Origin of the sequence: Pedobacter africanus, from assembly GCF_040548825.1 — a bacterium.
GTDB classification, from domain to species: domain Bacteria; phylum Bacteroidota; class Bacteroidia; order Sphingobacteriales; family Sphingobacteriaceae; genus Pedobacter; species Pedobacter africanus_A.
The window spans coordinates 1461843-1475040 of sequence record NZ_JBEPSL010000001.1; the positions used below are offsets into that span (position 1 = coordinate 1461843).

The 13198-nt window shown below is 42.1% G+C and carries 7 protein-coding genes; all 7 read left to right on the forward strand.

The window, feature by feature from the left end; translation table 11 throughout:
* Nucleotides 1–73 precede the first annotated feature (73 nt).
* Nucleotides 74–3145: a ligand-binding sensor domain-containing protein gene (locus tag ABIE26_RS06020; protein ID WP_310138937.1), complete on the forward strand. Its 3072-nt coding sequence runs from the start codon at nucleotides 74–76 to the stop codon at nucleotides 3143–3145.
* A 406-nt stretch (nucleotides 3146–3551) separates the two neighbouring features.
* On the forward strand, nucleotides 3552–4142 hold the full coding sequence (locus tag ABIE26_RS06025; RefSeq protein WP_310138935.1) for an RNA polymerase sigma factor: 591 nt from the start codon (nucleotides 3552–3554) through the stop codon (nucleotides 4140–4142).
* A gap of 123 nt (nucleotides 4143–4265) precedes the next feature.
* Nucleotides 4266–5444 carry a FecR family protein gene (locus tag ABIE26_RS06030; protein WP_310138934.1) on the forward strand — a complete coding sequence of 393 codons (1179 nt, stop codon included), beginning with the start codon at nucleotides 4266–4268 and terminating at the stop codon, nucleotides 5442–5444.
* Between the two features lie 199 nt (nucleotides 5445–5643).
* Nucleotides 5644–9030 carry a TonB-dependent receptor gene (locus ABIE26_RS06035; RefSeq protein ID WP_310138932.1) on the forward strand — a complete coding sequence of 1129 codons (3387 nt, stop codon included), beginning with the start codon at nucleotides 5644–5646 and terminating at the stop codon, nucleotides 9028–9030.
* 13 nt (nucleotides 9031–9043) lie between these two features.
* Nucleotides 9044–11038 (forward strand): RagB/SusD family nutrient uptake outer membrane protein, encoded by a 1995-nt coding sequence (locus ABIE26_RS06040; RefSeq protein ID WP_310138930.1) that lies wholly within the window; start codon nucleotides 9044–9046, stop codon nucleotides 11036–11038.
* 35 nt (nucleotides 11039–11073) lie between these two features.
* Complete coding sequence (locus ABIE26_RS06045) at nucleotides 11074–11991, forward strand: DUF5017 domain-containing protein (RefSeq protein ID WP_310138928.1); 918 nt, start codon at nucleotides 11074–11076, stop codon at nucleotides 11989–11991.
* A 29-nt stretch (nucleotides 11992–12020) separates the two neighbouring features.
* Complete coding sequence (locus ABIE26_RS06050; protein ID WP_310138927.1) at nucleotides 12021–13187, forward strand: glycoside hydrolase family 88 protein; 1167 nt, start codon at nucleotides 12021–12023, stop codon at nucleotides 13185–13187.
* The last annotated feature ends 11 nt before the right edge of the window (nucleotides 13188–13198 follow it).

Sequence of the window (13198 nt, forward strand, 5' to 3'; positions counted from 1 at the left end):
CTGATCAATTGCATTTGCCGGGAAAAAGAATTAGATTCAATTTTTACCAATAGCTTCCTATCGCCCGTTTTATATGAAAAGGTGGATTGCCACATATCTATTGCTCATCTTAAGCTGTTTCGCAGCTATAGGACAGTCTTTTCCTAATTTAAAATTTAACCAAATTACCGTAAGAGATGGCTTAAGTACCAATGCAGTGAGATGTACTTATGAAGATAAAAATGGCATCATTTGGATAGCAACAGGTAAAGGTTTAAACCGTTACGATGGTACAGGTATCAAAGAATTTAAACATAATGCCAGAGATAGTACTACAATTTGTAATGATGCCCTCATCAATATTGTTGCAGATAAAGAAAATCAACTTTGGTTAGGAACATTCAAAGGGCTTGCCCGTTTTAATCCAACAACGGGAAAAGCAATCAATTTTATTCATCAACCTGCAAATAGAAATAGTTTAGCTGCTGATGAAAACTGTGTGCCTTTTGTGGATAGCAAGGGAAATTTATGGTTGGCTACAAATGCTGGAGTTCAGTTGTTTGATTATAAAAGCAATCGCTTTATAAATTATGTCACTGTAGTAAAAGGTGTTAAACAAGCCGTTAGTTCTTTTAAGCAAATAGCAGAAGACCGCGAAAAAAGGTTGTGGGCATTGGGTGCAAATGGTTTGTACCTCATCGATCAGAAAAATAAAACGGTAAATTATCATTCTGAACAAGATCCAATTCTTGCTTTGCATCAAACCGCTAACGGCACTGTCTACATAGGTGAAGCTACAAACGGGCTTCGGTATTTTTTGAATGACAATGTCGTTAAACCGGTAAAAATTCCAATAAAAGAACCAGCTGCCCGGGTAAATAGCATCATCGAATGGACCGATAATCTAAATCAGAATTGGCTTTGCATTGCCATAAATGGTGGTCTTGTGCTTAAAAACCTTAAAAGTTTCGAGGTGAAGGAATACGTTTCTGATGAACTAAATCCTTCCTCTTTAAATGCCTTCAGTGTTTTTCACTTAGCTAAAGACCGGCAAAATAGGTTATGGCTATCAACCGATAACGGGATTAGCATCATAGACCCAAATTATCAAAATTTTGAAAACATCCCCGTTTATCAGCAGGTAAAACTTAGCAATCCGAGGCTTTTGGGCATACCCAATAATATGCTGGAAGTAGCAGATCGTTTTTATATTACCTGTCATTATGCAAAGGGTATCTATTCGTTTGACAAAAATTGGAAGCTAATATCACATATTCCGAAAATTCCAGAAAATTCAAAAAGCTTCCTTAGCAAATCTATCAGTAGTATTTACCAGGACGAACAAAAGAATTTTTGGTTCAGTACCGATTCCGGGCTGGTTAAAAAAACAGGGAATAGCTATAAAATATTTTTTCCACCATTAAATTTAAGGATTAAAGATAATCTGTTTGTCTCTAAGCTATACAAGAGGAAAGATGGTAAATTCTGGATAAGGGCAAGAAAAAATGGAGTTTATGTTTTTGATCCGAATGCGGAGAAATTCATTAAACATTATCTGCCAGATGGCAAAAATATAGATGGCTCTGTTTTTTCATGTTTAATTGATAAACAGGATGATTTTTGGATTGGCGCAACCAAAGGGATCAGTATTTATAATCCATCAGAAGACGCTTTTAACAAAATTGAAATTAAAGATGCTGCCGGAAAATCACGAGAAGTAAGTTGGGTAACTGATATCACTCAAGATAAAGAAAATGTAATCTGGGCTGCGTCGGATGTTGGGTTGTTGAAAATCAACAAGGCCACTAAAACTGGTTTATTGATTGATGATCAAATGGGTTTGCCTGAAAATTACCTTAAAAGAGTACTGGTGGATACACTTGGTAATTTATGGATTCCATCACAGCAGGGAATTATAAAATACGATAGAAAAAAGAGCTTCACTTATTTTAATTACAATAATGGTTTACCTTTTCAATATGAGGGGCATGGTTTTTTTGAGATTGATAAATCAGGTAATTATCTACTGAGTTATAGCGGATATGTTACCAGGTTTAACCCCTACAATATAAAATCTAACACAACCGTACCACGTGTTATCTTTATGGATGTGAGTGCCGACGGACAGGAGAAACAAATAGAAACTTATGGCAAATACAAAGAAATTACGCTAAATGCAGGTACCAAAATTGTAAATATTCATTTTGCAATTAACAGCTATACAGCACCACAAGAGAATAAATATTTTTACAAAATTGGAAAAGATGCAAAATGGCAGCAGGTAAAAAATGGTGACATTGCTTTAGGGAGCATGCCTCATGGCAAATATGTACTATATATAAAAGGTTGCAATAACGATGAGGTTTTTAGTGCAGAAGAAAGCTTACAGTTTACTGTATTACCTTTTTGGTACGAAAAAAAGTGGTTCATCATCTTGTCTTTTGTAACCGTTGCTATAATCATCTTTCTTTTAGTTAGAAGAAGGATAGCTTTTATTCGCAGCCAATTTGTGTTTAAACAACGACTTTCTGAAAGTGAGTTAAAGGCCATCAGGTCGCAAATGAACCCACATTTCATATTCAATGTCCTCAATTCAATTGAAGCTTATGTAATGGACAACGAGAAAAGAAAGGCCTCCAGGTTGATACAAAAATTTGCCGCATTAAGCAGACTGATCCTTGAAAATTCGACAAAAAGTTTAGTAAGCGGAGACAAAGAATGGAAAGCTTTAATGTTGTATACAGAGCTGGAAGCCATGCGCTATGATGGTGCTTTCACCTATACATTTATGGTAGCGGATGATATTCAGCTCAACACCTTACAACTGCCACCTATGTTGATCCAGCCATTAATTGAAAATGCCATTTTACACGGATTGATTATAGACCCAAAAGCTGATGCTCATCTCGGTGTAACAATTAAAAAAAGGGAAGATAAAATTTGTATTACTGTGGAAGATAACGGGGTAGGAATTGGGAACAGCGCAAATAAAACTGCCACGGGCGGTGTTAAAGAAATGTCTATGGGGCTGACTTCTATCCGGGAAAGGGTTGAAATGATTAACAAAAAGCAATCGGGCGGGCGGGCTAGCTTTACCATAAGTCCTGGTGTAAATAAGAGAGGAACCGTTGCCACTATATGTTTGCCTTTTTTAACAGGAGCCTGAATCAAAATATAATTTGTCTTCGATGGTGTATTAGAATATTTCTTTAGAGAAATTGACGATCCCCCTCGTTGAAAATTGCCTTAGCACTTTAGAAAAACTAATTGATTTTAAGCTTGTTGTTGCTTTAAGATCTATGAAGTCCACATAAATTTTATACTTTTGCAGCCCCTTCAAAAATGAGATTGATTCCATAGCTCAGCTGGTAGAGCATCACACTTTTAATGTAGTGTTCCCGGGGTCGAATCCTAGTAGGATCAAAATAGTAGTGCTAAAATAAACAAAGTCTTGAAAATCAAAATATTGCAATTTTTTTTTATTGTTAGGGTACTTTATCAATGTGCCAACTTTAAAAATTTACACTATACTTGTTGTTTAATAACCAAGTTATTACCCAGGGGTGCAACCGATGGAAAACAGGCAGCTTAAAAATGAAGAAGAACTATTGGCGAGGGTTGCCCTGGGCGATCAGCGTGCATTTACGGAAATCTTTGATTTTTATCAACGTTATGTATATGACTATGGTCGAAAGCTGACTAAATCCGAAGATCAGGCCAGTGAAATCGTACAGGATGTATTTTTAAAAATATGGCTCAACAGAGAAAAACTCGATGAAGTGAAAAATTTCGGGGCGTATTTAAACCGGGTAGTAAGAAATCATTCCATTAACGTGATACGTAAACTGGCACAAGATGGCAGATCAGTAACACAGCTTAAAATTAACATCCAGGAAGTCGACAATTCCACAGATAAGATACTGGATTACAATGAAAGCAATAGGATACTCAGCCAGGCTATCGAAAGCTTAAGCCCCCAGCAACGGACAGCATACACCCTTTGCCATGTTGAGGGATTGAAATATGAAGAAGTTGCAAAAAAGATGAACGTTTCAAGCCGTACCGTACAGGCACATATGCATCAGGCTTTAAAACACATACGCGAACATTTCAACAAACATGCGCTTGCCTATCCGGCATTATTTGCCGTATTGTTTAAATAAATATTGCTGTAAATCAGTCTGTTGATTTTTTTTTTAGTTTTTTTTGATAAACCACTAAGCATTTTTTTCGCGCCGGGTGTCAATGTAGTTAAAAGGTATACAAACCGCCTAAACCAATAAACGATGCAAAAACCAAACGCGAGGCTTCAAGTCCTGCTGCAAAACTATTTCAATAACCTGAATACCGAGGCGGAGAATGAGGAGCTATGGTCGCATATCATTGCGTCTCATAACGACCAGGAATTGATCCAGCTTTTTCCTGACGCCTTTAGTAACGAAATGGCTGTTCCCGAAAATGCATTGGATGCTGCAAAAAAGCAGACTATTTTAAACTACATCTACAATTACCAGGCATTACAAGCAGGCCATCAGCCTAAAAAAGCAAGGCTGCTGCCAAAATTGGCAGCAATAGCAGCAGCTGTAGCTCTGATTGTTACAGGGCTTTGGTTTTATACCGGCAACCCGACTGTCAATCGTAATTCAGAAATTGCAAATCAAAACGACATCAAACCCGGCAAAAACAGCGCTACAATTACCTTACCTGATGGCAGCAAAGTATCACTAAGCGATGCGAAAACCGGAGTGGTGATTGATGCAAGTAAGATCAGCTATAGTGATGGAAGTACTTTGGTTTCAGCAGCCGGATCAAACTTGGGCGATACCTCCTCGCTGCGCCTGCTCAGTGGAACGACAACCATTACCACTCCGCGTGGCGGAACTTATCAGGTGGTGCTTCCTGATGGAACCAGGGTATTTTTAAATGCAGATAGTAAGCTTGAATTTCCGGGCAAGTTTTCTGGCCGCGAACGGCGGGTGAAACTGAGCGGTGAAGCTTATTTCGTTGTTGTGCACAATTCAAAAATGCCTTTTAAAGTGGAAAGCACCGGACAGGTGGTTGAAGACATTGGTACTGAGTTTAACATCAATGCTTACCCAGACGAGCGCAGCACAAAAACTACATTGGTAGAGGGCAGTGCAAAAGTAAACGAGGTCATTCTCAAACCCAACCAGCAAGCATCCCTTAACGGTACGCAGGTAAATGTAAAAAAAGTTGATACAGAATTGTTTATAGCCTGGAAAAACAATCAGTTTGTCTTTGAACACGATGACATCCGCTACATCATGCGCATGATCTCGCGCTGGTATAATGTAGAAATCGAATATCAGGGTGAATTGCCTGTAACCACATTTACCGGTGCGGTGTCCCGCTTTGCCAATGTGTCTGAGGTATTACGGCCACTGGAATCAACCGGACAGGTAAAATTTAAAATTGAAGGAATGAAGATTTTGGTAAGCAGATAGTACTTACATCAGAAAAACCAAATCCCTGCTGTAACAGGGATTTGGTCAATGCTTAGCTCATATTGAATAAAACTAAACCCGCAGTGGCCTGAAGCTTCAGAACAAGAGGCCCCTGCACAACCAAATATAATAAATGTATAGAAAGATAACCACAAACCTGGGTATAATAAATTCTTGTACCCGTAAAATTTGGCTGATTATGCGATTAACCACCGTAATATTAATAGCTGCCCTGATGCAGGTAAGTGCGGCCGGCCTTGCACAAAAGATTACGATTTCAAAAAAACAAGCAGACTTACGCATTGTGCTGAAAGTGTTAAGGATCCAGAGCGGCTATAACTTTGTGTATGCCGACAATGTGCTCGCTCAGGCTAAACCCGTTGACATTGCTGTGAAAGCTGCCGACTTTAAAGATGTTTTAGCGCAGATATTTGCCAATCAGCCTTTAACTTATAAAATTGACAATAACGTTGTCATTGTTCAGCTAAAGCCAGCTGCACTAACGCAGACTGACAGAAAAAATATCAGGGTTTCGGGTGTGGTTACGGATGAAACGGGGAACCCGTTGCCGGGTGCAGGTGTAAGAATGAAAGGGGGAGATAAGAAAGCTGTTGCCGATAAGGAAGGACGCTATAACATAGAGGTTCCGGAGAATGCAATACTGGTATTTACCTACCTGGGGTTTGATGATCAGGAGGTAAGGGTTGAAGGCAGGCAAACCATCAATGTTACGCTAAAATCGCAGGTCAGCAAACTGGATGAGGTTTTAGTGGTTGGCTATGGATCTGTACGAAAAGTTGACATTACAGGCTCCGTGGCTCAGGTAAATATTCGTGACATGGCCAAAGCCCCGGTGTCTTCTATAGAACAGGCATTGGCCGGGCGTGTGGCTGGTTTAAATGTTTCGGCCAGTCAGGGACAGCCGGGAGAAGAAGGCGTAAATATACGTATCAGGGGAGTGGGCTCTATCACACAGGATGCCTCTCCTTTATTTGTAATAGATGGCTTCGCAACGGAGAATTTCGATCTTTCTATGTTGAACCCTGATGATATCGCATCCATAAATGTGCTCAAAGATGCATCGGGCACTGCCATTTACGGGTCCAGGGGAGCGAATGGTGTAATTGTGATAGAAACGAAAAAAGGAAGTGTAAGTAAACCCAATTTGAATTATTCGGGCTCTTATGGCTTCCAGGACGTAACGAAAAGAGTGGAGGTATTGAGTCCTTATGAGTTTGTTAAACTGGAATTTGAACGCGATTCGGTAACTGCCAAAACGCTGTATCTGCCAGAGGGCGTAACTTATGATTCCTATAAAAATCTGGCAGGGATCAACTGGCAGGATCAGTTCTTCAGACAGGGCGTAACCAATATGCACAATTTATCGTTGCGGGGCGGAAATAAAGATACCAGGTACGCCGTTTCAGGATCCTTGTTTGAAACAGGTTCTGTGGTAGTGAATACGGGTTTGAGAAAGCAGCAGGGACGTGTAACCCTGGATCAGAACGTCAGCAGCAAATTGAAAGCTGGTGTGAGTGCAAATTATACCCATACGCAGACCTATGGCCAGATTGCTTCTTCTATAAAAGATGGCTATGCGTCGAGTGCGCTGCTTTATTCAGTATGGGGATACAGACCCGTTAACGCCCGGTATTTAACAGGTGATATAGACCTGGAAGAAGAACTTTTTGATGAAGATGTTACCAGCACCACAGATTACCGCTTCAACCCGGTGGAGTCTGCAAAGAATGTTTACAGAAATAAGGACAACAATAACCTGGTGGCCAATGGGTATTTTTCTTACGATATCACTAAGAACCTGGTATTCAAATCTACCGGTGCCATTAACCTCAATACCATTCAATTGGGTACCTTCTATAATTCAAGAACGAGCGAAGGTAGCCCTGTAAGCCCCAGGAACAACTATGGACAGTGGGGTGCAATGGTGTACAGCAGTCGCAACACCTGGTCTAACGAAAATACCCTTACCTACAGCAAGCTGAACAAAAACAATTCCCTTACCGTTTTGGGAGGTTTTAGTTTCCAGAAGGAAAGCAACAAAGGCAACAACTATACGGCAATTAAAGTTCCCAATGAAACGTTGGGCATAGACGGATTAGGGCAGGGCACCCCGCTGGCGGTTGGTTCTTTCGGTACCTATAACACCCTGCAATCCTATTTTACCAGGCTCAATTACGGATATCGGAACCGATATCTGTTCACGGCAACATTCAGGGCAGATGGGTCCTCTAAATTTCCGAACAACAAATGGGGTTACTTCCCATCAGCAGCATTTGCCTGGAAAATGAAGGAAGAGTCTTTTCTTAAGGGAATTGAAGCCATCACAGAAGCCAAATTACGTTTAAGTTACGGCCTGACCGGCAACAACAGGGTAGGAGATTTTTCTGCACTTTCGCCCATCAGTGTAGAGAACACTACTGGTTATTCTTTCGGAAATGAAGTGCCGACACCGGCCGCCATTCCTACAATTGGTAACCCTGAATTGAGATGGGAAACTACTGCGCAACTCAATTTAGGATACGATTTATCTTTATTGAAAAACAGGATCGAGGTGGTGGTTGATGTATATCGAAAGAAAACCGACAATTTGCTGCTGCTGGCCAATATGTCGCCCAGCACTGGTTATGCCCGTGCCTACAAAAACGTAGGTAAATTGAAGAATGATGGATTGGAATTCACCCTGAATACGGTGAACATCAATAAGCGTAATTTTTCCTGGCGGAGTAATTTCAATATCAGCTTCAACCGGAATACCATTTTACAGCTGGCCGATCAGGAGGAACGTTTATTGAGTGCCATCTCACCCAGATGGCAGTCGGGATATGCTGACCCGGTATTGTATAGCGCCGCTATAGGTCATGCCGTTGGTAATTTTGTCGGGTACATCTTTGACGGGATTTATCAGTATGAAGATTTTTATCGATTGCCGAATGGCGGTTATCGCCTCAAAAATTCTGTGTCCACAAACGGTATGGCCAGAGAGGTCATCAAACCAGGGTATATCCGCTATAAGGACCTGAACAACGACGGGATCATCACAGCGGCCGATCAAACCATTATTGGCAGGGGTTTACCTGTTCATTCGGGTGGTTTCTCCAACAATTTTACTTATAAAAACTTAAGTCTGAACGTCTTTTTACAATGGTCTTATGGCAATGACGTATACAACGCAAACAAACTCATTTTTGAAGCAAAGGCATACAGCATGCTGAATCAATATGCGACTTATGCAAATCGCTGGTCGCCTACCAATCCGAGTACCACCATACCTGTTGTGGGCGGGGTTCCGGAAGGTTATTATTCAACCAGGGAATTGGAAGACGCCTCTTATTTAAGGCTGAAAACCGTGGAACTGGCTTACAGCATACCAGCGAATTATTTAAAAAAAATAGGCCTTAAAGATATCGTGCTGACAGCTTCTGCACAGAATCTGGTTACATGGACCAGGTATACAGGGATGGATCCGGAAGTGTCTACCCGGAACTCCATCTTAACTCCGGGGTTTGACTATTCCGCATTCCCTATCGCGAAAACATTAGTTTTTGGACTAAAGGCTTCATTGTAAACCAAAATATATTATGGAAAAGAAATTATATATATGTATTGTTGTTGCCCTGCTTTTAATGGGCACATCCTGCTCTAAATTTTTAGATACCGTACCAAGAGATACGGTCACCAATTTAAATTATTACGAGACAGAACAGCAGCTCAATTCTGCATTGGCCGGGGTGTTCCAGACTCTGACAAAAATTTATGGACACAGCTTTCAGGGGGTGATGTCATTGGATGGAGATGAAGGTTTTTATAACCGTTCTGCACAGAACACGGGCATTGCTGTCAACCTGGTTACCACTTCTGAAACTAACGTAACTAATGTGTGGACCGCATTGTATAGTGGAATTGAAAGGGCAAACCTGTTGCTGGCCAATATCAATAAGCCCGCAATGAGCGATGAAAACCGGGCTGTGATTAAGGGGGAAGCTTTGTTTTTAAGATCGTATTTTTACTTTTTACTGGTCAGCTATTGGGGAGATGTGCCTTTGCTGCTGGAACCTACCTCTTCTGTTGCACACACCAATAACCCCAGAACACCTTCAAAAGAAGTATACGAGCAGATCATCAAAGACATGACCGAAGCAGAAAGCCTGGTTCCTGGTGTAAGGCAGGTTAGCAACGCCGGTCACATCAATAAATCTGCTGTGCGCGGTTTATTGGCCAGGGTATGTTTGTACATGGCAGGAGATCCTGTAAAGGATGTATCGAAATACGAAATGGCCCAAACCTGGGCAAAAAAGGTAATCGACGACGGTTATCATAGCCTTAACCCCGACTACAGGCAGGTATTCATCAACATGAGCCAGGATAAATATGATCTTAAAGAAAGCATATGGGAGGTTGAGTTTTATGGTTTTAGCTCAGATGGTTACAATGCTACCGGGAAAGTGGGTATTCATTATGGCATTTCTCATGGCGGTCAGGATCCAAATTATGGTTATTGTTTCGGATATGTAGCGGTTACACCAAAATTATATTTTTCCTATGCAAAGGGCGATTGGAGAAGAGACTGGAACATCGCTCCATATTCTTTGTCATCAACCAATCCTGCCACCAAAACGTATCGACCTGTCTATCCAACAGCCATGCAGGCAAGTGAACGAAGCGTAGCTAAATGGAAAAGGGAGTATGAAACCGTTTATCCAAAGGAGCAGGGAGGTAATTCTGTCAATTATCCGCTGCTGCGTTATGCAGATGTGTTGCTGATGTATGCAGAAGCAGTGGCAAGCCAGAATGGAACCGTACCAGATCAGGAGGTGCTGGACCAGACGGTGAACCAGGTGAGAAGAAGAGCGTTTGGAAACCTGCTGCCAAACAGAGAGATGATTGATACGATAACCATTTCGACTGCGGGTTCCGGATATACATCGGCGCCGCCGGTTACAATTGCCGGTGGCGGAGGTGCGGGTGCTGCCGCGGTAACAGCCGTTGCAACCAGCGGGACCAGGGCGCTCACCGCAATTTATGTGGAGAACAGGGGCGGCAATTACAATTCAACACCAACCATTACCATCGGGGAATCCTGGATGCCAAATGTTTTGTACGCTGTTGGTAAACAGGTTTACAATGACAATAAGCTGTATACCGTCACTACAGCAGGTACAACCACTGTCACACCACCTACACAAAGCGCCGGGGCATCTGCTGCAGCTACCACAGGCGCGGTGTTTACCTATGCCGGCGTACAGGCAAAGGCCACCATAATCCTTACCAATCTGTCCGTATTTAAGGGTGACGTAAAAAAAACCGATTTTGCCGACTATGCCAAATTTATGGAGTTCCTGAAAGCAGAGCGTTCCAGGGAATTGGCATTTGAGGCCATGAGAAAGAGAGATTTGGTGCGCTGGGGTGATTACTACCGTGTGATGAAACAAATCGCCCTGGATTTTGCGCCCCTGGGATCAAGGGCCTTTGGTGGAAAAGCGGGGGAAAACACTTCCGAGCGTGATGTTTTATGGCCTATCCCGGATGCTGAAACTACAGTCAATAAGGCAATTGGCCAGAATCCGGGCTGGTAATTGTCAATCATTTTTACTAATAATTTAATATTCTGATGAAAACATATTTCAAATATTATTTAATGCTGATATCGGTTGCTTTATTTTCCTGTAAGAAATATCATCTTGACGAGCCGGCATTGGAAGTTACGGCCGACAAAACCACGATCAAGGCTGGTGAGGCTGTTACTTTCAAATTTGAAGGGAGCCCTCAAATGCTGTCCTTTTATTCAGGGGAATTCCTGAAGGACTATAATTATGTTACCAATTCCAGAACATTGAAAAATTGTTATTTGTCTTTCTCAAGTGCTACCGTAGCGGCTACACAGCAGGCAAATCAATTGGCTGTGCTGGTGTCTTCCGACTTTGATGGTAAATATGCGATTGCCAACATCAGGGCTGCCAACTGGACAGACATCACCAGCCGGTTTGTACTTGCGAAAAACGCAACGGTTACGGCCTCTACGGAAGTTGACATCCTGGATCTTGCCCCTGCCGGAAAACCATTGTACGTGGCCTTCAGGTATATTACCAAACCTCAGACAGAATTTTTAGCCGCCAGTGACTGGAACATCACTGCTGTACTGGTGAAAAGTAAATTTGACGATGGCGAGGTTACGCTGATGGACTACGGTGCAGGCAGTAATTTTTCTGTGTTTTCTTACGGAAACAAACAGGAAGGCCGGTCGCTTGCAAATGCAACCACAATTCAGTTTAAAGGAAATGCAACCGCGGCAATTAAGGAGGAGTATACGGAAGACTGGGGAATAAGCAGGGCTGTTTACATCAACCCTAACGACCTGGGGAAGGATAAAGCGACAGCGCTTAAATTGTTTAGAGAAGCAAAAAAGGAGAGTTATACCTATACCTATAGTAAGGCCGGTACTTATACCGCCACTTTTATAGCGGAAACCAATAATGTTTACGGAAATAAAAAGGTAGTAAGGCAACTTAACATTACGGTAACCAACTGATTTACAAAGGAAAATTTAGCTTAGTTAGTATGACGAAGAAAAACATTATTACAGTAGTGTATGGTATACTCCTTTCAATAGGTTTACATGCACAACATAAAGTTGATGTTGGGAAGGCAATGACCTATGCCCAGGGACAATATGATTTGATGCTCAGGGCAAATACCGACCTCAGCCGGTTCCCTCAGTCTGTTAAGAAGGATGGAACCCTGGACACCCGACCATCGGAATGGTGGTGCAGCGGCTTCTTCGGCGGGAGCCTCTGGTACCTCTATGAATTTACAAAAGACCCCAAGTGGAAAGACGCTGCCGAAAAATGGACCATGGCAGTGGAAAAGGAGAAGTACAACACCACAACGCATGATTTAGGCTTTATGCTGTATTGTCCTTTCGGAAATGGTTATCGTTTAACCAACAATGAGAAATATAAGGACATTATGCTTGTTGGCGCGGAATCGCTGGCTACGCGGTTTAACCCTAAAATTGGGTTGATCAAGTCATGGGAGGAGTTTAAGGGCTTTGACTATCCGGTGATCATCGACAATATGATGAACCTGGAGTTCCTGTTGTGGGCTTCAAAAGCGTCGGGTAATAAAAAATACCATAACATCAGCATCATCCATGCCGACAACACGCTCAAAAATCATTTCAGAAAAGATTACAGCAGCTATCATGTGGTTTGTTATGGCCCCAATGGTAAAGTTCTGGCCAGAAAAACCAATCAGGGTGCTGCTGATGCCTCTGCATGGGCCCGGGGCCAAGCCTGGGCGCTCTATGGTTACACCATGATGTTTAGAGAAACCGGTAACAGAAAATACCTTAAGCAAGCCGTTCAAATCGCAAAATTTATTGCCAGTCATCCCAACCTCCCGTCGGATAAAATCCCATATTGGGATTTTAACGCGCCGGATATACCAAATGAAGAAAGGGATGCATCGGCGGCAGCCATAACGGCCGCTGCATTATTGGAGCTGTATACCTACACAAAGGATAAAATACACTATTTATTTGCAGAAGAGCTGCTGCACAGCCTTTCGTCCGATCAATATTCCGGCAAAACAGGAGACAACCACAACTTCCTGCTGAAGCATTCGGTAGGCTCTAAACCCTACCACTCTGAGGTGGATACGCCCATAATTTATGCAGATTATTATTATCTGGAGGCTTTGCTAAGGTATAGCCGGATTAAAATATAATCAGCGCACAC